We start from the raw sequence: 20,536 nt of genomic DNA on the forward strand, positions 1-20,536 counted from the left end.
GTCAGGCCCCGCTCAGTTCCGTCCGCTCGCGGAACTCGTCGAGCGCCTGTGGGTTGGACAGCGCCTCGGTGTTCTTGATCGGCCGGCCGTGGACGGCGTCGCGCACCGCCAGTTCGGTGATCTTTCCGGAGCGGGTGCGCGGGATGTCGGTGACCTGCACGATCTTCGCCGGGACATGGCGGGGCGAACAGTTGTCCTTGATCCGCTTGCGGATGGTGGCGGCAAGGGCCTCGTCCAGTGTCATCCCTTCGCGCAGAACGACGAACAGCACGACGCGCACGTCGCCGTCCCATTCCTGGCCGATGCAGACCGCCTCCATGATTTCCGGCAACTGTTCGACCTGGCGGTAGATCTCCGCCGTGCCGATGCGCACGCCCCCGGGGTTGAGCACCGCGTCCGACCGGCCGTAGATTACCCAGCCGCCATGCTCCGTCTGCTCGATGAAGTCGCCATGGACCCAGATGTTGGGGAAGCGGTCGAAATAGGCGGAGCGGTATTTCGACCCGTCCGGATCGGCCCAGAAGCCGATGGGCATGCTTGGGAAGGGGCGGGTGCAGACCAGTTCGCCCTTCTCGCCGCGGACGGCATGGCCGTTGTCATCGAAGGCTTCCACCGCCATGCCGAGGCCGCGCGTCTGGATCTCGCCCTTCCACACCGGAGAGATCGGGTTGCCCAGCACGAAGCAGGACATGATGTCGGTGCCGCCGCTGATCGAGGCGAGATGGAGGTCCTGCTTGATCGAGCGATAGACGAACTCGAAATTCTCTGGCATCAGCGGCGACCCGGTTGAGGCCAGGGCGCGGACGCTGGCCAGCGAATGGGTCTTCAGCGGCTCCAGCCCGGACTTTTCCAGCGACTGGATGAACTTGGCCGAGGTGCCGAACAGCGTCACCTGCTCCGCATCGGCATAGTCGAACAGGATGTTGCCGGTGGGAGCGAAGGGCGAGCCGTCATAGAGGACGAGCGTCGTGCCGCTGGCCAGTCCGGTCACCAGCCAGTTCCACATCATCCAGCCGCAGGTGGTGAAATAGAACAGCCGGTCGCCGGGCTTGAGGTCGCAGTGCAGCCGATGTTCCTTCACATGCTGAAGGATGGTGCCGCCGGTGCCGTGGACGATGCATTTCGGCTTTCCGGTGGTGCCGGACGAATAGAGGATGAACAGCGGGTGGTCGAATTCGACCCGTTCGAAGGTCGGCTCGGCCACCGGATGGGGCGCCATGAACTCCTGGAAGCCGACGGCGCCGGGGATCGCCGACAGGTCGGGCGCCTTGTCGACATAGGGGACGATGATGGTGGCGACGACGGTCGGCAAATCCTTGAGGACTTCGGCCACCTTGGCGCGGACGTCGTGGCTCTTGCCGTTGTACCAGTAGGCGTCGGGGGCGAAGACCACCTTCGGCTCGATCTGGCCGAAGCGGTCGGTGATACCCTGGATGCCGAAATCGGGCGAGCAGGAGGACCACACCGCGCCCAAGCTGGTGGTGGCGATCATCGCCGCCAGCGTTTCCGGCATGTTCGGCATGATGGCGGCGACACGGTCGCCCTTGCCGACGCCCTTGGCCTTCAGCGCCTGCTGCAGGCGGGAGACGGTGGCCTTCAGCTCCGCCCCGCTCCAGCGATACTTCACCTTGTCCTCGCCCCAGAAGACGACCGCAGTGTCGTCCGGCGCGCTGGCCAGCAGGTTCTCGGCATAGCTGAGGCGGGCTTCCGGGAACCAGCGGGCGCCCGGCATTTTGTCGCCGTCCAGCAGATCGACGCCACCGAGATCGCCGGTCAGCCCGGCCCATTCCCACAGGAAGCGCCAGAACCGTTCCTTCTCCGCGATCGACCAGTTGTAGAGCGCGTCGTAATCGTCCAGCCGCAGTCCGAATCGCGCATTCGCCGCCTCGCGGAAGACGGTCAGGTTGGCCTGCGCGATGCGCTCCTCACTCGGGCTCCACAGCGGAGTGTCCATTCTCGGTTCCCTCAGCGTCTCGTTTTCCGCCGGCCCCAGCGGCCGGCTCTCCTGCCGGGTTGCTTGTTCGTGCCCCGGATTGCCGTGCAGCATAGCGCATGGCCGCACCGGTTGTCTGCGTCCGGGTGGGCGAAATCGGATAGGGTGACGGAGGGCAACGGTAACGGAATCAAGGCGCTGCAAAAGAAAAAGGGCGGGGAGTTTCCTCCCCGCCCCCCGTGCCTTCGGTCAATCGGACCGCCGGTCAGGCGGCCTTCTTCTTGCCGGCGCCGATCTTCGGCTCCTCGCCTTTCAGCAGGCGCCGGATGTTCGCCTCGTGCCGGATGAAGACCAGCACGGCGATGAACAGGCAGAGGCCGGCGACCAGCGGTCCGCCGAAATACCAGCCGGTCAGCGGGCTGAGGCCGAGAGCCGTCAGCGCCGACAGCGACGAGATGCGGAACAGCGCCGCCATGACGATCCAGGTCAGGCAGGCCAGCAGCCCGACCGGCCAGGACACGGCCAGCAGGACGCCGATTGCCGTCGCGACACCCTTGCCGCCCTTGAAGCCCAGCCAGAACCGGGAAGCTGTGGCCCAGCATGGCGCCGCCGGCGGCCAGAACCGCCGCCTCCGGCCCGGCCCACCACAGAGCCAGCAGAGCCGCGATGGCGCCCTTGCCGCTGTCGAGCAGCAGGGTCGCCAGCGCCAGCGGCTTGTTGCCGGTGCGCAGCACGTTGGTGGCGCCGATGTTGCCGGAGCCGATCTGGCGGATGTCGCCCAGGCCGGCCATCCGGGTCAGCACCAGCCCGAAGGGGATCGAGCCCAGCAGGTAGCCCAGCAGGGCGGCAAGCACGCCAGCGATGGGAGTCAGCACCGGATCAGCCCTCCGCCTGCCAGACGGTGCGGCCGTCGACGATGGTGCGCAGCGGCCGGCCCTGGACCGGACGGTTCTCGAAGGGCGAGTTCTTCGACTTCGACTTGAAGCGGCTGACGTCGATCTGCCATGGCACGTCGGCATCGAAGACGACCAGATCGGCCGGCCCGCCCTTGACGATGCGGCCGAGCGGCAGGTCGAGGATCGCCGCCGGGTTGGCGGTGACGCAGGCCAGCGCCTTCAGGAGCGGCATCCTGCCCTTGTGCACCAGTTCCAGCGTCAGCGGGAACAGGGTCTCCAGCCCGATGACGCCGGGGGCGGCCTGGGCGAAGGGCAGGCGCTTCTGGTCCTGGTCCTGCGGCACATGGTCGGACGCGATGGCGTCGATGGTGCCGTCGGCCAGCCCCTCGACGATGGCGCGGCGGTCCATCTCGCCGCGCAGCGGCGGTGACACCTTGGCGTAGGTGCGGTAATCGCCGACGTCGGTCTCGGTCAGGGCGAAGTAATGCGGGGCGGTGTCGCAGGTCACCTTCAGCCCGCGCGCCTTGGCGCGGCGGATCAGGTCGACCAACTCGCTCGTGGTGACGTGGGCGAAGTGCAGGCGCCCGCCGGTCAGCTCGGCCAGCCGCAGGTCGCGCTCGATCATGATGATCTCGGCCTCGCGCGGGATGCCGACGAGGCCGAGGCGGGTGGCGATCTCGCCGGAGTTCATCATGCCGCCCGACGCCAGCGAGGGCTCTTCGGGGTGCTGGACGATCAGCTTGCCGAAGGTCTTGGCGTAGCTCAGTGCCCGGCGCATCGTTTTGGCGCTGACGATGGCCTTGATGCCGTCGGTGAAGGCGACCGCACCGGCTTGGCCCAGCAGGCCCATCTCGGTGATCTCGTTGCCTTCGGTGCCGCGGGTGGCGGAGCCGTAGGCGAAGACCTTGACCAGCTTCACCTCGCGGGCACGCCGCGCGATGAACTCCAGTCCCGCGACCTCGTCCAGCACCGGGTCGGTGTTGGGCAGCAGCGCCATGGCGGTGATGCCGCCGGCCGCCGCGGCGCGCGACGCGCTCTTGATCGTGTCCTTTTCTTCCTCACCCGGTTCGCCGATCAGCACGCGCATGTCGACGAGGCCGGGGGCGAGGCACTGGCCGGCAAGGTCGATCACCTCCGCGCCCTCGGGCGTGGAGTCGTTGAACAGGCCGGGGCCGAAATCGGCGATGGTCTCGCCATCGATCAGCAGGTCGCCGCGTTGGTCGAGGCCTGTTGCCGGATCGAGCAGGCGGGCGTTGCGGTAGACGGTACGCGCACTCATCAGACGGCTCCCGCAAGGTCGGACTGGCGGCGTTCACGGGTCAGCAGGTCGAGCACGGCCATGCGGACGGCCACGCCCAGCTCCACCTGATCGAGGATCATCGAGCGCTTGAGATCGTCTGCGACCTCCGAATCGATCTCCACGCCGCGGTTCATCGGACCGGGGTGCATGATGACCGCGTCGGGCTTCGCCACCTCCAGCTTCTCGTAATCGAGGCCGTAGAAGTAGAAGTACTCGCGGGTGGAGGGGACGTACTGGCCGCTCATCCGCTCGGTCTGAAGGCGCAGCATCATCACCACGTCGGCATCGCGCAGGCCGGCCTTCATCGAGTGATGGACCTCGACGCCCAGCCGTTCGATCTGCGAGGGCAGCAGGGTCGGCGGCGCCACGCAGCGCACGCGGGCACCCATGGCGTTCAGCAGGTGGATGTTGGAGCGCGCGACGCGGCTGTGCAGGATGTCTCCGCAGATCGCCACGATCAGCCCGTCCAGCCGGCCGAGGCGGCGGCGGATCGCCAGGGCGTCGAGCAGAGCCTGGGTCGGGTGTTCGTGGTGGCCGTCGCCCGCATTGATGACCGAGCAGTTGACCTTGTCGGCCAGCAGCTTGACGGCACCCGAATCGGCGTGGCGCACCACCAGCGCGTCGAGGTGCATGGCGTTCAGCGTCATCGCCGTGTCGATCAGGGTCTCGCCCTTCTTCACCGAACTGCTGTCGGTCGACATGTTGATGACATCGGCCCCCAGCCGCTTGCCGGCCAGCTCGAAGCTGGTGCGGGTGCGGGTGGAGTTCTCGAAGAACAGGTTCACCTGCGTGCGGCCGTCCAAAAGGTTGGACTTCTTCACGGGTCGGCGGTTCTGCTCGACATAGCCATCGGCGAGGTCGAGAATCCGGGTGATCTCGCCGGCCCGCAGCCCCTCGATTCCGAGAAGGTGGCGGTGCGGGAAGACCGTGTCGGGGGGCGGGTTCGCGCTCATGGGCGCGGACTATAGGAGCGGTCCGTTACGCCCGCAAGCCGCTCCATGCGAAGGGTTTCACACCGCTCCCGCTTCCTCGAACAACCAGTCGTAGAAGGCCTTCACCTTGGGCCGGGAAAAGTAATGCTGCGGTGCCACGACGTAATAGGCGAGGCTTCCCGGCAGCCGCACATCGAACAGGCGGACCAGCCGTCCGGCGGCGATGTCGTCGGCCACCAGCACGCCGCGGGCCAGCGCTATGCCATGGCCGTTGATCGCCGCCTGGAGCGTGAAGGACGAATCGTCGAAGCGCAGGCCGCGTTCGGTGTCCACCCCCTCGATCCCCGCCACCCGGCACCACACCGCCCAGGAAATGTTGTAGTCGTCGTGCAGCAGTGTGTGGTGCCGCAGATCCTCCGGATTGACCAGAGGCCGCTTGCCGGACAACAGGGACGGATGGCCGACCGGGAAGATGTCCTCGGTCAACAGCCGTTCGACCCGCAGATCCGGCCACAGTCCGTTGCCGAAGCGGATCGCCAGATCGACGTCGTGACGGGCGAAATCGACCACCTGCGCCGTGCTGTGGACCCGCACATCCATATCGGGATGACGCTTCTGGAAGCGGACCAGCCGCGGCACCAGCCATTTGGACGCGAAGCTGGGCATGGTGGAGATGGTCAGCGTGCCGCTGCTGTCGGCGCGGATCAGCCGGTCGGTCGCCTGGGACAACGTGTCCATCGCCTCGCGCACCGGCGGCAGGTAGCTCTGCCCCGCCTCGGTCAGCGCCAAAGCCCGGTTCATTCGGCGAAACAGCGGTAATCCGAGCCACTCCTCCAGAGCCTTGATCTGATGGCTGACGGCGGCTTGCGTCACATGCAGCTCTTCGGCGGCCTTTGTGAAGGAAAGATGGCGGGCGGCGGCTTCAAAGGCGCGCAGCGCGTTCAGCGGGGGCAGGCGGCGGGACATGGGGCGGTTCTGGGCCGGAGGTGGATTCGGATTAGCAGGGCTAATCAATTCTATGAGAAAGCGTCGTTTGTCGGCAAGCGTCCCGTGCCCCATCCTCAGTTCCACAAGCGATCACACTGAACGGAGCGGCGAGGCCGATGCCCCGCTCCCCCTCCAGCGAAGGAAAGAGGATCATGGCAAAGGGAACGCAGTCGCAGTTTTCCGCCGCAGAGCTGTTCGTCGCCAAGCCGGTGCAGGCCAACCCCGGTCTGGGCGAGCGCGTTGTGTCGCTGTTCGACCGTCTCGCAACCTGGAACGAGCGCCGCCGGCAGCGCCGTGCGCTGGAGGCATTGCCCGATCATCTGTTGTCGGACATCGGCATTTCCCGTGCCGATGCCGACCATGAGGCCGAGAAGCCGTTTTGGCGGGGTTGAGCGATGACCGACGCGACGGCAGGGGGAGAGCAGGTCTGGACCGGCGGTTGCCTGTGCGGCGGTGTGCGCTATGCCATCGACACGCATCCTGAGCCGATCTCCTTCTGCCACTGTTCCCAGTGCAGGCGCCAGCACAGCCATGTCGGCGCCTACACCGGCCTGCCGCGTGCGGCGTTGCGTCTGCTGAACGACGCCACGCTGACATGGTATGCCTCTTCCGACCGGGCGCGGCGCGGCTTCTGTGCGCGTTGCGGTGCCGGGCTGTTCTGGGAGGCGCTCAACCAGAGCGGCGCCGAGGATGGTCCGCGCATCACCGTGACCGCCGGCAGCCTGGACGATGCGTCGGGGCTCCGGGTCGAGCGCCACATCTTTGTCGACCACAAGGGCGCCTATTACGACATCGGCGACGACGGCGTCGAACGCCGGGCCAGCACGGGAGAGACGGTGGAATGAGCGAACAGGGCAGGGCACTTTCCGGGGGCTGCCTGTGCGGTGGCGTGCGCTTCCTGCTGGCCGAACGGCCGGACGGGGTGGTGACCTGCCATTGCGGGCAATGTCGCCGTTTCCATGGTCATATCGGCGCCTACATCACCGTGCCGCGCGACACGGTCGCCTTCGATGCCGACGCGACCCTGTCCTGGTACCGCTCGTCCGGCATCGCGGAGCGTGGATTCTGCGGCCGGTGTGGATCGTCGCTGTTCTGGAAGGGCGACGGCAAAAGCGAGATCGAAATCGCGGCCGGCAGCCTGGACCAGCCGACCGGGTTGACGACGCTCCGCCATGGCTATGTCGCCGGCAAGGCCGACTACTACGAGATCGCCGACGGGCTGGAACAGTTCCCGGGGTCGTCGGAACCGGAATAGACGGGCCGGGATTTCAAGCACGGAAAGTCAGCGAGGACAGTTGTTTGTGGACGGCCGCATTCCTGCCGGGTGCGCGTTTCCGTCGCAGGTGCGTTGCGGAGCCTGCGGGTGCCTTTTCATTTGACCCTCGGTGGTTGGGGTGAGAATGATTTTCAGAAGCAAAGGCCCCCAGCCCCCGAGGTTTTCCGCGAATGCGCCGTGTTTCCCTGCTCTCCGCCGCCTGCGCCATGGCTCTGTCCGGCGCTGCGTTCCTGAGCGCCGCTCCGGTCCGGGCCGACGATGCGATCACCATCGTCATCAAGGACCACAAGTTTGAACCGGCCGAGGTCAAGGTGCCTGCCAACAAGCGGGTGACCCTGCTGGTCGACAACCAGGACGCCACGTCGGAAGAGTTCGAGAGCGGCGAGATGAAGGTCGAGAAGATCGTCGGCGGCCGCAAGCAGATCAAGGTCATGGTCGGTCCGCTGAAGCCGGGGCGCTATCCCTTCTTCGGCGAGTTCCACGAGGCGACGGCGCAAGGTGCCGTGATCGCCGAGTGACGCAGTCTTAAGACCGTTCGATGCAGTCTTAGGGCGCAGTCTTAAGCCAGAGACCGCCCCGTACCGGAGACGACCATGCTCGCCAGTCTGATCATCGTCTTTCGCGAGGTCCTCGAAGCGGGCCTCATCGTCGGCATCGTGCTGGCCGCCACCCAGGGGGTGGCCGGGCGCGGCCGGTGGATCGCGCTCGGCATCGTCGGCGGCATCATCGGGTCCTGCATCGTCGCCGCCTTCGCCGACGGCATCAGCTCGCTGTTCGCCGACACCGGGCAGGAGCTGTTCAACGCCACCGTCCTGCTGATCGCCGTCGTCATGCTGGCTTGGCACAATGCCTGGATGGCGCAGCATGGCCGCGAGCTGGCGCGTGACATGAAGGCGGTCGGCCATGCGGTGCGGAGCGGCGAGAAATCGCTGGCCGCACTGGCCATCGTCATCGGCGTCGCCGTCCTCCGTGAAGGGTCGGAGATCGTGCTGTTCCTGACCGGAATCCTGGCCTCGGAGGAGGGCGGCATCGCCACTGTGGCCGCCGGTGGGCTTGGGGGCGTGGCGCTCGGTGGGCTTGTCTCGATCCTGCTCTATGCCGGGCTGGTGCAGATCCCGACGCGGCACCTGTTCGCCACAACCACCTGGCTGCTGACACTGCTGGCCGCCGGCATGGCCGCCACAGCGGTCAATTTCCTGGCGCAGGGCGGTATGCTGAATGCAGGCGGGACGGTGCTGTGGGACAGCTCGGCCATTCTGCGCGACAACAGCCTGATCGGGCAGGCGTTGCATGTTCTGGTCGGCTACACCGACCGTCCGACCGAGGCGCAGCTGATCGCCTATGTCGGCGTGGTCGTCGGCATTCTGCTGCTGACCCGCTGGGCGGCCGGCAATTCGCCGTCCAACCGGTCGCGGGTTGCGTCCGCCGCGGAATGATCAATAGCATGACGGTGTAGGGCCGGGCTGACGGTCAAGCGTCTGGCCTTGCCCGTTGAAATCGCGTCATAGTGCCGCTGCGACAGTCGAGCGGCGGGGAATATGGCGGAGCTTGTGACGTTGGTTGTGCTGCTGGCGGCGATGGTGGTCGCCGTGCCGGTGGCGAAAAGGTTCGGGTTCGGGGCGCCGCTCGGCTATCTCGCTGCCGGACTGGCGGTGGGGCCTGCGGGCCTTGGGCTGGTGACCAATGTGGGGGCGATCGCCCACGCCTCGGAACTCGGCGTCGTCATGCTGCTGTTCCTGATCGGGCTGGAGTTGCGGCCCGCCCGCCTGTGGGTCATGCGCAAATCGGTGCTGGGGCTGGGCGGTGCGCAGGTCGCCGTCACCGGTGCGGTAATCGCCGCGCTGTGCGGCTGGGGGCTGGGGCTCGCCTGGCCGACCGCGGTGGTGCTGGGCTTCGGTTTCGCCCTGTCCTCGACCGCCATGGCCCTGCCGATGATGGCGGAGCGCGGTCTGCTCGCCAACCAGTCCGGGCGCAACGCCTTTTCGATCCTGCTGTTCCAGGACCTCGCCATCATCCCGGCGGTGGCGCTGCTGCCGCTGCTGGGCAACGGCTCCGTTCCGCAGGCCGACGGCGCCTGGATGGCGGTGGCCAAGGCGGTGGTCGCGGTGGTGCTGGTTCTGATCGGCGGGCGCTATCTGCTGCGGCCGATCTTCCATGCCGTCGACCGGGCCGGCGCGCCGGAGATCTTCACCGCCACCGCCCTGCTGATCGTCATCGGCACCGCCGTGCTGATCCAGGAGGCCGGCCTGTCGATGTCGCTGGGCGCCTTCATGGCCGGCGTCCTGCTGTCGGATTCGGAATACCGGCACGAGGTGCAGGCGGACATCGAGCCGTTCGAGGGGCTTCTGCTCGGCCTGTTCTTCGTTTCGGTCGGGATGGGGGCTGACGTGCCGACGCTGATGGCGCACCCGATCCGCTTCCTCGGCCTTGCCGTGGCGTTGCTGGTGGTGAAGGGGGCGGTTCTGCTGGTTCTGGCCCGCATCGCCGGTGTGCCCTGGGCCGGGGCGGGGCGAATGGCGACGGTGCTGAGCCAGGGCGGCGAGTTCGGCTTCGTCCTGTTCGGGCTGGCGGTCGGCGGCGGCGCCATGGCGGGGGAACAGGCGTCGGCGGCCATGCTGGTGGTCACGCTTTCGATGCTGGCGACCCCCTTCCTGTTCGCCGCGGAAGAGCGCTGGCTCGCGCCGCGCCTGATGAGCGGCAAGCCCAAGCGGCCCTTCGACACCCCGCCCGACGAGAATCCGCCGGTCATCATCTGCGGCTTCGGCCGGGTCGGGCAGGTGGTCGGCCGCGTGCTGCGGATGCGCGGCATCGCCTTCACCGCGCTGGAGAGCAGTGCGGCGCAGGTCGACTTCGTTCGCAAGTTCGGCAGCAAGGCCTATTACGGCGACCCGACGCGCGTCGAGCTTCTGCGCGCCGCCGGGGCGGACAAGGCCAGGGTGCTGGTGGTGGCGCTGGACGACATGGAGCAGTCGCTGCGGGTGGTGGAGATGGCGACGCGCCATTTCCCCAACCTGACCATCTTCGCCCGCGCCCGCAACCGCCGCCATGTCCACCATCTGATGGACCGCGGCGTCACCCACATCGTGCGCGAGACCTTCGACAGCAGCATCCGGCTGACCGGCGACGTGCTGCGCCAGATGGGCATGCCGGAGGGTGAGGTCGGGCGGACGCTGGAGACCTTCCGCGCCCATGACGAGCGCACCCTGATCCGCCAGCATGCCGTCCACAATGACGAGACCAAGCTGATCCAGACCTCGCGCGATGCCGCCGCCGAGCTTCAGTCGCTGTTCGAGGCAGACCGCGAGGACGCCGTGCAGGGAGAGGCGGAACCGAGAACCGCCAGCGCCTAACCGATCAGCAGGCTGTCGTCGCTGATCTCCGCCCCGCCGCGCTGTTTGGCGAACAGCGCCAGCAGGTGCGGCACGTCCAGTCCGGCGCGCTCCTCTCCCGCCACGTCCAGCACGACGCGGCCCTCGTGCAGCATCAGCGTGCGGTCGCCATAGTCGAGCGCCTGCCGCATCGAATGTGTGACCATCAGCGTGGTCAGGCGGTTGTCGCGGACGATGCGGCGGGTCAGATCCAGCACGAAGTCGGCAGTGGCCGGGTCAAGTGCCGCCGTATGCTCGTCCAGCAGCAGGATCTTGGAACCGGCGAGCGTCGCCATCAGCAGGCTGACCGCCTGACGCTGGCCGCCGGACAGCAGGCCCATGCGGTCGTGCAGCCGGTTCTCCAGCCCCAGCCCTAGCGCAGCGATGCGGTCGCGGAAGCCCTTGCGGCGGTCGCCGCCCAGCGCCGGCGCCAGACCGCGGCGGCGTCCGCGGGCAGCGGCGAGTGCCATGTTCTCCTCGATGGTCAAGGTGGCGCAGCTGCCGGCCATCGGATCCTGGAAGACACGGGCCACCAGACCGGCGCGGCGCGGCGTGTCCCAGCGGGTGACGTCGGTGCCGTCGATAGCGATGCGCCCCTGCTCCGCCAGAACGTCGCCGGCCAGCGAGCCGAGGAAGGTCGACTTGCCGGCGCCGTTGGAGCCGATGACGGTGACGAACTGGCCTTCGGGAATGGTCAAATCGACGCCGCGCAGTGCATGCTTTTCCAGCGGCGTGCCGCGCCCGAAGGTGACATGGATGTCTTCGACGACGATCATCGGGCGGCTTTCGTGCTACGGCTGGCCTTCGCCTTCAGGCGCGGCAGGATCAGGGCGACGGCGACCAGCACCGCGGTCACCAGATTGAGGTCGGAGGCCTGCAGGCCGATGGCGTCGGCCGACAGCGCCAGCTGGACCGCGAGACGGTAGAGGATCGACCCGGCGACGCAGCCGATCAGCGCCAGGGCCAGGGCGCGGGCGGGTAGAACGGTCTCGCCGACGATCACGGCGGCCAGCCCGACGACGATGGTGCCGATGCCGGTGGTGACGTCGGCGAAGCCGTTGGTCTGGGCGAACAGGGCGCCGGCCAGACCGGTCAGGGCGTTCGACAGGGCGATGCCGGCATAGACATGGGCATCGGTGTCGACCCCCTGCGCCCGCGCCATCCGCGCATTCACGCCGGTGGCCCGCATCGCCAGCCCGAACTCGCTGCCCAGGAAGCGGGCGAGCAGCAGGACGACCGCCGCGACGATGACGCCGACCACCAGCGGACGGACGATGTGGTCGGGAATCCCCAGCCCATAGAAGGGCGTCAGCACGGTGTCCTGCATCAGCAGCGCGACGTTCGGCCGGCCCATGACCCGCAGGTTGACCGAGAACAGCGCGATCATCGTCAGGATGCTGGCGAGCAGATGCAGGATCTTGAAGCGGACGTTCAGCGTCGCCGTGACCAGCCCGGCCGCCGCACCGGCAAGTGCCGCCGCGAGGCTGGCCAGCCACGGGTTGACCCCGGCGATCAGCAGCACCGCGCAGACGGCCGCCCCCAGCGGAAAGCTTCCGTCCACCGTCAGGTCGGGGAAGTCCAGGATGCGGAAGGACAGATAGACGCCAATGGCGACCAGCGCGTAAACGAGGCCGATCTCGATGGCGCCGAACAGGGCGATTTCAGTCATTGCGGTGCTTTTGAAAGGGCTTGGCGGGGGAAGCGTTCCGCTCCCCCTGATGTTCGCTTACTGCCCGACAACCTTCGTCGCGCGCTTCACCACCGCGTCGGGCAGGGTGACGCCCATGGCGGCGGCGGACTTGGGATTGACGAACAGGTCGGTGCCCTTGGCGAGCGCCACCGGGATGTCGCCCGGCTTCTCGCCCTTCAGGACGCGGGCGACGATGGCGCCGGTCTGCTTGCCGACCTGGAAATAATCGAAGCCGACCGAGGCGACCGTGCCGCGCGCGACGCTGTCGGTGTCGGCGGAGAAGATCGGCAGCTTCGCCTGCTGGCCGACCGCGATCACGCTTTCCAGGGCCGAGACGACGGTGTTGTCGAGCGGGATGTAGACGGCATCGGCCTTGCCGACGAGGCTGCGCACCGCCTGCTGGGCATCGGACGATTTCGGCACGGAGGCCTCGACGACGCTCAGGCCAACCTTGGCCGCCTCGTCCTTCAGCGCCTTGACCAGCACGATGGAGTTGGGCTCACCGGGGTTGTACAGCACGCCGATGCGCTTGACCTGCGGCAGGATCTCGCGGATCAGCGCCACATGCTCGCCCACCGGGGCCATGTCGGACAGGCCGGTGATGTTGGCGCCGGGCTTCTCCATCGACTTCACCATCTGGGCCGAGATCGGATCGGTCACCGCAGTGAAGACGACGGGGATGTCGCGGGTCGCCGCCGCCACCGCCTGGGCCGAAGGAGTGGAGATCGGCACGATCACGTCCGGGCGGGATCCCACGAACTGGCGGGCGATCTGCGCGGCGGTGGCCGGATTGCCCTGCGCGCTCTGGTATTCCACCTTCAGGGTCTGGCCCTGGACGAAGCCGGCGTCCTTCAATGCCTCCACGATGCCGTCGCGGGTGGCGTCGAGCGCCGGGTGCTGGACGATGGCGGTGATGGCGACGGTCTTGCTCTGCGCCATGGCCGAAACCGGCGCGGCGATCGGACCGACGAAGGCGGCGAGTGCCGCCGCGGCGCACAACAGGCGGGTGAAGGACATGGCTTGGAAATCTCCGCAACGGAAAGGTCTTCCCCTAGACCGCGCGGGCGCCGCCGTCAACTCGGCAGCAGGGGCGTCCAGGCCAGGATAGGGCGGCATGCCGGCCCTGCCCGCAATCGGGAGTGTGGTTTGCCGAAGAAGAGCCTATATTGTGGGCAACACGGAAGGAGTGGCCATGATCGCAGGGACCGGAACGGCTCCGTCGAAGTTTCTCGCCTCCTTCCGCGGCCTGATCGGCTGCTGCCCCAATTGCGGGCGCGGCCGGCTGCTGCGGAACTTCCTCAAGCCGGTCGACCGGTGTTCGGCCTGCGGCGAGGCCTATGGCCATCTGCGTGCCGACGACGCACCGCCCTGGATGACGATCCTGATCGTCGGCCACATCGTCATTCCCGCCCTGCTGTCGGTTGAGCAGAGCTACGAGCCCCCGACCTGGGTGCATTTGACGATCTGGCCGTCGCTGACCCTGTTGCTGACGCTGCTTCTGCTGCCGCGCTGCAAGGGGCTGGTGCTGGCGCTGCTGTGGAGCACCGGCGCACCGGGGTCGGAACATGGCGAAGGAGTCGGTTGACGGGAATTCCCGCCAGGATCAAGCTTGCTACCGATCATTGCGGTGATGGGTGGTCAAGTGTGGATCATGAACAGGCCATCAGGTATCGGCAGCCTTCTCATCGGCTTGAATCCGTCGTTGGCGGAAAGGATCGGCCCTTTGGGACTGGGAACGGTTTGCGGCGCCATCGTTGCGACCGCAGGTCAGGCAATTGTGTGGGGTTTCGCCCATGCCGGGATTCTTGAGGGCAGCCGGTGGTTCCTGGGCTTTCCTGTGCTGATCGGAGCCTATTGCGGCGCTCTGAATGGATGGAAGGGCTGGAGACAGAGTTTCGACGGTACCAGCCGTTTTTGAGCGGGTTTTAGAGTGTCCGGACATGAAAACGGCACCGTGCGGTTCAGGCGCGGTGCCGTAACTCTATGTGCAAACAGCCTCCCGCCGCTCGCGGCAGGGCAGCCTGCCGTCAGCGCGCGCTCGGCAGGGCGGTGCCATGGTCGGCGCGGGCGCCGGACAGGCTGGCGCGCAGACGGCCGAACAGCTCGCGCAGGTACTCGGCGCGCATCCGGCGGGCGGCCAGCATGATTTCGTCGTGGCTCCGGGGATCGCGGACTTCGTTGATTGACATGGTCATGGCTCTGGGAATCTCCACGTGAGGTGAGAGACGTCCACTCCCTTTGGCATTGTTTGCTTTGTGAAGATCAAGATAGGGCAGAGCCGCTGTCCCATGAAGCGCGGTCCGTGCAAGGCCGACCGACGTTTTCCGTATCAGCTTCCTCAATCAACGGAGGTGCGAACTATTGCCGCAGGACACGGTTCGCAGCGGACTGCGGGCAACAGTTCGCCTGTCCGGTCACTCGCGGTCGCGCGCGCCGTCCACCGCGACGTTGCGGTCGGAGACGATGCGGTCGCTGTGGCGTTCTCCCGCCTGCCCCTGCGGCCGGTCGGGCTGGCGCGGCGGCAGCGGGCCGGTGCCGAGACCGCCGGCCTCCTCGCTGCCGGGGATGCCGAAATCCTCGTCGGGCTGGTCGACAGGGCCGTCGGCGCCGGGACCGATGATGCGCTGAAAGCCTTCGATCTCCTCGTCAACGTCCAGATGATCGCGCGTCTCGCGGATGTCGAGCGGGATGTCGCGCTCGTCGATGCCGCCGTTGTCACCGGGAGCATTGTCGCCGGGGCCGGTGGCGTTGCCGGTCTTGCGGCCGTCATTGCGGTCATTGGTGGCCATGGGTGCTCTCCCGTCTGCTGTGTCGAGGTTTCGCTTTCCTCAACAGGGCGGAAGGGCACTTGTCACCGACCGCACGTCGAACCAGCCGCCGACGCTGTGGCGCAGATCGTGCCGACGGTCCTGCTCGGGCGCCGGGGCGATGTCCCACAGCCAGGACATGTCGGGGGCGGGAAGGGCAAGGCCCCAGGTCGAATCCTCCACCTCGGTCACGGTGCCGCCATGGATCCAGGAGGCATCGATGTCGGTGAACAGTGCCGCATGTTCGGCGATGGCTGTCAGCCAGCACAGATGGCCATGGACCATGCGCTGGGCGAAGGCCATCCGCTCCGCCGCCGGGATCTTCGGCGCACGGCGTTCCACCGCCTCCAGCGGCAGCAGGGGCAACTGGGACAGCAGGTTGCAGGAGAGAGCGAAACGGAAGGGGGCTTCCTCCGGCAACGGCGCAACGAAGCCGGTCGGCAGCGGGCTGCGGCTGTCGAGCGCCGCCGCAAGCGGAGCCAGGGCGCCGCTGACGTCCATCTCGACCAGCCGGACGTTGGGCAGGGCCGCGGCCCGGCGGCGGACGGCGCGGCTGTGCAGGATGTCGACCAGCACCACCTCGTCGAAGCGGGCCGTCAGCCTTTCCAGCGGGATCTCGATCAGCAGCCCGGACCCGGCGACCAGCGCCCGCCCCCCCGGAGTCGCCCATTCCATGGCCTGTTCGACGAAACGGTGGCAGGCGGCGACGTGCGGCGCCCATGCCCGTCTCTGCCGCCGGTAGCGGGCGCCCAGCGCCACCATCTCCGACAGATAGCCGAACCTGCGGGCCAGTGGCGGGCAGGGTGTGGTCAGATATTCCAAGGCTTCGCGCAACATCGCCGGCCAATTCCCTCCAGTCGGTCTTTCCCTGGCGCCTCGCTTTTTGGCCCTCTCACCCCTTGACCCGCGAGGGTGGCAAGGTACCTATGGCGCCATGGTCGAGATCAAGAGGAAAGCGGCCCTTGTCACTGGGGCCGGCAAGCGCATCGGGCGGGCCATCGCGCTCGATCTGGCGGGGCAGGGATGGGACGTCGCCGTCCATTACCGAAGCTCCCGCGCGGAGGCCGACGCCGTCGTGGCGGAGATCGAACGGGCGGGCGGACGGGCCGTGGCCTTCGCTGCCGATCTGGACCGCGAGGCCGAGGTGAAGACCCTGGTGCCGGCGGTGACGGAGCAGCTCGGTCCACTGACCCTGCTGGTCAACAACGCATCCCGGTTCGAACGCGACGAGGTTCCCGACGTGACCCGCGAATCGTGGGACGCGCATATGGAGGCCAACCTGCGGGCGCCCTTCGTGCTGTCGCAGGACTTCGCGTCGCGGTTGCCGGAGAGCGAGAGCGGGCTGATCGTCAACATCATCGATCAACGCGTCTGGAACCCCACGCCGCATTTCGTCTCCTACACCCTGTCGAAGATGGGGCTGTGGGCGCTGACCCGGACGATGGCGCTGGCGCTTGCCCCGCGGATCCGCGTCAATGGCATTGGTCCCGGTCCGACCCTGCGCAACGACCGCCAGACGGTGGAGGAGTTCGCCGAACAGTGGGACTCGACCCCGCTGCGGCGCGGCACCACGCCCGAGGAGGTTTGCGCCGCCATCCGCTTCATGATCGCCGCCCCGGCGATGACCGGACAGATGATCGCGCTGGACGGTGGGGAGCATCTGGGATGGGCGCAGCCGGCGCATGGCTTCGTGCCCACCGAATGACGGCGTGTTACAGCGCCTGAACATGGGTGGACGCACCAGCCCCGGTGCCGGACGGTGGGCGGGATCGAGGCGGTCGATGGCGGGGGCGAGGAAAAGGACCGCGCGTTTTACACAGGTGCCCCACCCCGCGCAAGAGGCGCCTGCGCCGCAGCGACGATTTTGTGTCAGCGCGTCAATTCCCGCCATTGACTTGAAGCTGCCCTAGTGAAATCAATGACTTAGCAAAAATGCTCAAAAAATAGGCATAAGCATGCGATCCCTTGCGGCGCCTAGCTCCGGGCGGGCTACTCCCTCCGTTATCGACAAACTTATCCACAGGTTTCGTGGATATTCTTTCGGAGGGGTGAGTCGATCCACATGCGACCTCCCTGTGCCCAACAGTTGACCCGCGGCGGCCGCTCGACGACATTCTGGTCATGTCCGAAACGCATTCCTCACACCCCCTGGATTCCCCCTCGGCCGACGATGCCGCAGCTGGTTTCGCTGAAGATCGCTCGGCCGAAGACGGTTCGACCGATTTGGCCGCCCCGACCGACGCGGTGCCGGCAGGGGAGGGTGCCGTCGCGCGCCCGAAGCGGCGCCCGGCCGACATCGACCGGGGCGTCGAGACCATCCGGGAGCATCTGAAGACCCTGCCGCAGACGCCGGGCGTCTATCGGATGCTGGCAGGCGACGGGGCGGTCCTGTATGTCGGCAAGGCGCGCAACCTCAAGCGCCGGGTGACCAACTACACCCAGGTGGGAAAGCTGCCGGTCAGGCTCCAGCGCATGGTCGCGGAGACCGAGACGATGGAGTTCGTCAACACCCACACCGAGGTGGAGGCGCTGCTTCTCGAATCGAACCTGATCAAGAAGCTGATGCCGCGGTACAATGTGCTGTTGCGGGACGACAAGACGTTTCCGCACATCATGATCACCAAGGACCACGACTATCCGCAGCTGACCAAGCATCGCGGCGCCCGTGGGCGCGACGCCGATTATTTCGGTCCCTTCGCCTCGGCCGGGGCGGTGAACCGCACGATCACGGCTCTGCAGCGCGCCTTCCTGCTGCGCAACTGCGCCGACACGGTGTTCGCCGCCCGCACCAGGCCCTGCCTGCAATTCCAGATCAAGCGCTGCACGGCGCCCTGCGTCGGCCGCGTCACCCCGGAGGAATACCAGGCCCAGGTCAATCAGGCGCGCGCCTTCCTGTCGGGAAAGAGCCGGGACATCCAGACGGAGTTCGCGGACCGGATGATGGCCGCCTCCGATGCGATGGATTTCGAGACGGCGGCGCGCTACCGCGACCGTATCCGCGCCCTGACGGCGATCCAGGCCCACCAGGACATCAATGTCGAGGGGGTGGTGGAGGATGCCGATGTCATCGCCGCCTATGCCGAGGGCGGGGTGACCTGCATCCAGGTCTTCTTCTTCCGCGGCGGCCGCAACTATGGCAACCGCGCCTACTTCCCCAGCCACGACAAGGCGGCGGATACCGACGAGGTTCTCGCCGCCTTCATCGCCCAGTTCTACGAGAACAAGGCGGCGCCGCCGCTGGTGCTGGTCAGCCACGCCCTGCCGGAACTGGACCTGCTGAGCGAGGCGCTGGCGGTCCGTGCCGGGCACAAGGTGGAGTTGGCGGAGCCCAAGCGCGGCGAGAAGCGCCGGATCGTCGAGCATGCGCTGACCAACGCGCGCGAGGCGCATGGCCGCCGGCTGGCCGAAAGCTCCAGCCAGGCGCGTCTGCTGGAGGGGGTGGCCGCCGCCTTCGGGATGGATTCGCCGCCGGAGCGGGTGGAGGTCTACGACAACTCCCACATCCAGGGCGCGCACGCCATCGGCGGGATGATCGTCGCCGGTCCGGACGGCTTCATCAAGAACGCCTACCGCAAGTTCAACATCCGCACGGAGGGTGCCGCCGGCGACGACTTCGCCATGATGCGCGAGGTGCTGACCCGCCGATTCGGCCGGGCGGTGAAGGAGGATCCGGAACGCAGCCTGGGAAGCTGGCCCGATCTGGTGCTGATCGACGGCGGTCTCGGCCAGTTGAACGTCGCGCTTGAGGTGTTCGCGGAGCTTGGCATCGACGATGTGACGCTGGTCGGCATCGCCAAGGGGCCGGACCGCGATGCGGGGCGCGAGCATTTCTTCATGGAGAACCGTCCGCCTTTCCAGATGGAGATGCGCGATCCGGTGCTGTACTTCCTGCAACGGCTGCGCGACGAGGCGCACCGCTTCGCCATCGGCACACACCGGGCCAAGCGGACCAAGGCCATCGGCAAATCGCCCATCGACGAGATCGCCGGCATCGGTCCCGCCCGGAAGAAGGCCCTGCTGCACCATTTCGGCAGCGGTGCCGCCGTGTCGCGCGCCGGGCTTGCCGATCTGGAGGCGGTGGAAGGGATCAATCGGACCGTTGCGAAAAAGATATACGATCACTTCCATCCCGATGGTTAGAATGCAGGCACACGAATTCAGCCGGCTCTCTCACGGGCGCCGTGCGGCGACATCCTCCAGCGGTTCGAGTTCTCCGTCATGCTGACCAGCCTGCCCAACCTGCTGACCCTGTCGCGCATCGCGGTGATCCCGGTGGTGGTCGGGCTGTTCTATGTGCCGGAGGCGTGGGCCGCCTACACCGCCTGCTCGCTCTATGCGGCGGCTTGCATCACCGACTGGTTCGACGGCTATCTGGCGCGCGCCTGGGCGCAGGAAAGCGTGATCGGCAAGTTCCTGGACCCCATCGCCGACAAGCTGCTGGTGGCGGCGACGCTGATCATGCTGGCGGGCTTCCACCGGCTGACCGGCCTGTCGATCCTGCCGGCGGTGGTGATCCTGCTGCGCGAGGTTCTGGTGTCGGGCCTGCGCGAGTATCTGGCCGGCCTGCATGTCGGCGTGCCGGTGACCTGGCTGGCGAAATGGAAGACGACGATCCAGATGATCGCGCTGGGCTTCCTGATCGTCGGCGACTATGGTCCGGCCGAACTGCCGGTGACCTTCATCGGCACGGTCGGCCTGTGGATCGCCGCGGCGCTGACCTTCTACACCGGGTGGGATTACATGCGCGCCGGGTTGACCCACATGATGGCGGAGCAGCCGGCCAAGCCCGGTGCCGCCCGTTCGGCCCGAAGCGCCGGTTGAAAGTTTCCGACATGAAGATTTTCGGGCTGACCGGCTGGAGCGGCAGCGGCAAGACCTCGCTGATGGTACGCCTCATTCCCGCGCTGACGGCGCGTGGCCTGCGGGTTTCGACGGTCAAGCATGCACACAAGGGCTTCGACATCGACCATCCCGGCAAGGACAGCCACAACCATCGCATGGCCGGCGCCACGGAGGTTCTGGTCAGCTCTCCCCGCCGCTGGGCGTTGATGCACGAACTGCGCGACGCCGAACCGGAACTGACGCTGGACCAACTGATCGGCAAGATCGCTCCGGTCGATCTGCTGCTGATCGAGGGATTCAAGCGCGACCGGCACGAGAAGATCGAGGTCTGGCGGGCCGATGTGGACAAGGCGCTGATCGCACCGGACGACCCTACCATCGTCGCGGTGGCGAGCGACAGCGCGGTTCCGGGATGCCCGGTTCCGGTGCTGGACCTCAACGATGCGGATGCGGTCGCGGCCTTCATCGTTGCGCGTTGCGGGTTGGAGTGAGGCTGAGCCTTCAC

22 protein-coding genes and 1 pseudogene are annotated in these 20,536 nt (G+C 67.3%); 12 read left to right on the plus strand and 11 right to left on the minus strand.

Going from position 1 to position 20,536, the window contains the following annotated elements:
- Position 1 precedes the first annotated feature (1 nt).
- From ACWPN8_RS08320 to ACWPN8_RS08340, 5 genes and pseudogenes are all read right to left on the minus strand, one after another.
- Positions 2 to 1,954: an acetoacetate--CoA ligase gene (locus tag ACWPN8_RS08320; RefSeq protein ID WP_492240484.1), complete on the minus strand. Its 1,953-nt coding sequence runs from the start codon at positions 1,952 to 1,954 to the stop codon at positions 2 to 4.
- Positions 1,955 to 2,198: 244 nt separating this feature from the next.
- Positions 2,199 to 2,805 (minus strand): annotated as a pseudogene (gene plsY, locus ACWPN8_RS08325) (glycerol-3-phosphate 1-O-acyltransferase PlsY).
- A gap of 7 nt (positions 2,806 to 2,812) precedes the next feature.
- The gene (locus ACWPN8_RS08330) at positions 2,813 to 4,108 is read right to left on the minus strand and encodes a dihydroorotase (protein WP_492240485.1); all 1,296 of its coding nucleotides are present in this window, start codon (positions 4,106 to 4,108) and stop codon (positions 2,813 to 2,815) included.
- Complete coding sequence (locus ACWPN8_RS08335; protein WP_109096307.1) at positions 4,108 to 5,082, minus strand: aspartate carbamoyltransferase catalytic subunit; 975 nt, start codon at positions 5,080 to 5,082, stop codon at positions 4,108 to 4,110. The genes ACWPN8_RS08330 and ACWPN8_RS08335 overlap by 1 nt, the downstream gene beginning before the upstream one ends.
- 57 nt (positions 5,083 to 5,139) lie before the next feature.
- Positions 5,140 to 6,027 carry a transcriptional regulator GcvA gene (locus ACWPN8_RS08340; protein ID WP_098739923.1) on the minus strand — a complete coding sequence of 296 codons (888 nt, stop codon included), beginning with the start codon at positions 6,025 to 6,027 and terminating at the stop codon, positions 5,140 to 5,142.
- Positions 6,028 to 6,200: 173 nt separating this feature from the next.
- Between ACWPN8_RS08340 and ACWPN8_RS08345 the strand changes: the two genes are divergently transcribed.
- The 6 genes from ACWPN8_RS08345 (at position 6,201) to ACWPN8_RS08370 (ending at position 10,674) form a co-directional block, all read left to right on the plus strand.
- The gene (locus ACWPN8_RS08345) at positions 6,201 to 6,440 is read left to right on the plus strand and encodes a DUF1127 domain-containing protein (protein WP_109096308.1); all 240 of its coding nucleotides are present in this window, start codon (positions 6,201 to 6,203) and stop codon (positions 6,438 to 6,440) included.
- A 3-nt stretch (positions 6,441 to 6,443) separates the two neighbouring features.
- A complete protein-coding gene (locus ACWPN8_RS08350; RefSeq protein ID WP_492240486.1) occupies positions 6,444 to 6,893 on the plus strand; it encodes a GFA family protein in 450 nt (149 codons plus the stop codon).
- Positions 6,890 to 7,303: a GFA family protein gene (locus ACWPN8_RS08355; protein ID WP_492240487.1), complete on the plus strand. Its 414-nt coding sequence runs from the start codon at positions 6,890 to 6,892 to the stop codon at positions 7,301 to 7,303. The genes ACWPN8_RS08350 and ACWPN8_RS08355 overlap by 4 nt, the downstream gene beginning before the upstream one ends.
- Before the next feature lie 191 nt (positions 7,304 to 7,494).
- On the plus strand, positions 7,495 to 7,842 hold the full coding sequence (locus ACWPN8_RS08360; RefSeq protein WP_109096311.1) for a cupredoxin domain-containing protein: 348 nt from the start codon (positions 7,495 to 7,497) through the stop codon (positions 7,840 to 7,842).
- A 75-nt stretch (positions 7,843 to 7,917) separates the two neighbouring features.
- Positions 7,918 to 8,760 (plus strand): FTR1 family iron permease, encoded by an 843-nt coding sequence (locus tag ACWPN8_RS08365; protein ID WP_109096312.1) that lies wholly within the window; start codon positions 7,918 to 7,920, stop codon positions 8,758 to 8,760.
- Between the two features lie 102 nt (positions 8,761 to 8,862).
- Entirely contained in the window at positions 8,863 to 10,674 is a 1,812-nt protein-coding gene (locus ACWPN8_RS08370) for a monovalent cation:proton antiporter-2 (CPA2) family protein (RefSeq protein WP_492240488.1), read from the plus strand.
- On the opposite strand, the gene ACWPN8_RS08375 is transcribed toward ACWPN8_RS08370, so the two are convergent.
- Genes ACWPN8_RS08375 through ACWPN8_RS08385 form a run of 3 tightly spaced genes read right to left on the minus strand, consistent with a single transcriptional unit; the run spans position 10,671 to position 13,399 of the window.
- On the minus strand, positions 10,671 to 11,468 hold the full coding sequence (locus ACWPN8_RS08375) for an ABC transporter ATP-binding protein (RefSeq protein WP_109096314.1): 798 nt from the start codon (positions 11,466 to 11,468) through the stop codon (positions 10,671 to 10,673). The two genes, ACWPN8_RS08370 and ACWPN8_RS08375, sit on opposite strands and share 4 nt — an antisense overlap.
- A complete protein-coding gene (locus ACWPN8_RS08380; RefSeq protein ID WP_109096315.1) occupies positions 11,465 to 12,361 on the minus strand; it encodes an ABC transporter permease in 897 nt (298 codons plus the stop codon). The genes ACWPN8_RS08375 and ACWPN8_RS08380 overlap by 4 nt, the downstream gene beginning before the upstream one ends.
- Before the next feature lie 57 nt (positions 12,362 to 12,418).
- Positions 12,419 to 13,399, minus strand: coding sequence for an ABC transporter substrate-binding protein (locus tag ACWPN8_RS08385; protein WP_492240489.1), 981 nt, complete (start codon positions 13,397 to 13,399; stop codon positions 12,419 to 12,421).
- Positions 13,400 to 13,574: 175 nt separating this feature from the next.
- Between ACWPN8_RS08385 and ACWPN8_RS08390 the strand changes: the two genes are divergently transcribed.
- Complete coding sequence (locus ACWPN8_RS08390) at positions 13,575 to 13,967, plus strand: DUF983 domain-containing protein (protein ID WP_492240490.1); 393 nt, start codon at positions 13,575 to 13,577, stop codon at positions 13,965 to 13,967.
- 24 nt (positions 13,968 to 13,991) lie between these two features.
- Complete coding sequence (locus tag ACWPN8_RS08395; protein WP_492240491.1) at positions 13,992 to 14,300, plus strand: hypothetical protein; 309 nt, start codon at positions 13,992 to 13,994, stop codon at positions 14,298 to 14,300.
- Between the two features lie 109 nt (positions 14,301 to 14,409).
- Here ACWPN8_RS08395 and ACWPN8_RS08400 read toward each other — a convergent pair whose 3' ends face one another.
- The 3 genes from ACWPN8_RS08400 to ACWPN8_RS08410 all read right to left on the minus strand — a co-directional run bounded on the left by ACWPN8_RS08400 (position 14,410) and on the right by ACWPN8_RS08410 (position 16,026).
- On the minus strand, positions 14,410 to 14,577 hold the full coding sequence (locus ACWPN8_RS08400) for an RSP_7527 family protein (protein ID WP_158285359.1): 168 nt from the start codon (positions 14,575 to 14,577) through the stop codon (positions 14,410 to 14,412).
- Positions 14,578 to 14,796: 219 nt separating this feature from the next.
- Complete coding sequence (locus ACWPN8_RS08405) at positions 14,797 to 15,171, minus strand: hypothetical protein (protein WP_492240492.1); 375 nt, start codon at positions 15,169 to 15,171, stop codon at positions 14,797 to 14,799.
- 39 nt (positions 15,172 to 15,210) lie between these two features.
- Positions 15,211 to 16,026, minus strand: coding sequence for a hypothetical protein (locus ACWPN8_RS08410; protein WP_492240493.1), 816 nt, complete (start codon positions 16,024 to 16,026; stop codon positions 15,211 to 15,213).
- A gap of 97 nt (positions 16,027 to 16,123) precedes the next feature.
- Here ACWPN8_RS08410 and ACWPN8_RS08415 point away from each other — a divergent pair, with 97 nt between their 5' ends.
- The 4 genes from ACWPN8_RS08415 (at position 16,124) to mobB (ending at position 20,522) form a co-directional block, all read left to right on the plus strand.
- Entirely contained in the window at positions 16,124 to 16,894 is a 771-nt protein-coding gene (locus tag ACWPN8_RS08415; RefSeq protein WP_492240494.1) for an SDR family oxidoreductase, read from the plus strand.
- A 416-nt stretch (positions 16,895 to 17,310) separates the two neighbouring features.
- On the plus strand, positions 17,311 to 19,329 hold the full coding sequence (gene uvrC, locus ACWPN8_RS08420) for an excinuclease ABC subunit UvrC (protein ID WP_492240495.1): 2,019 nt from the start codon (positions 17,311 to 17,313) through the stop codon (positions 19,327 to 19,329).
- Between the two features lie 78 nt (positions 19,330 to 19,407).
- Positions 19,408 to 20,010 (plus strand): CDP-diacylglycerol--glycerol-3-phosphate 3-phosphatidyltransferase, encoded by a 603-nt coding sequence (pgsA, locus tag ACWPN8_RS08425; protein WP_109049932.1) that lies wholly within the window; start codon positions 19,408 to 19,410, stop codon positions 20,008 to 20,010.
- Positions 20,011 to 20,021: 11 nt separating this feature from the next.
- The gene (gene mobB / locus ACWPN8_RS08430; RefSeq protein ID WP_492240496.1) at positions 20,022 to 20,522 is read left to right on the plus strand and encodes a molybdopterin-guanine dinucleotide biosynthesis protein B; all 501 of its coding nucleotides are present in this window, start codon (positions 20,022 to 20,024) and stop codon (positions 20,520 to 20,522) included.
- The last annotated feature ends 14 nt before the right edge of the window (positions 20,523 to 20,536 follow it).

It is taken from the genome of Azospirillum sp. UENF 112521 (assembly GCF_058780665.1).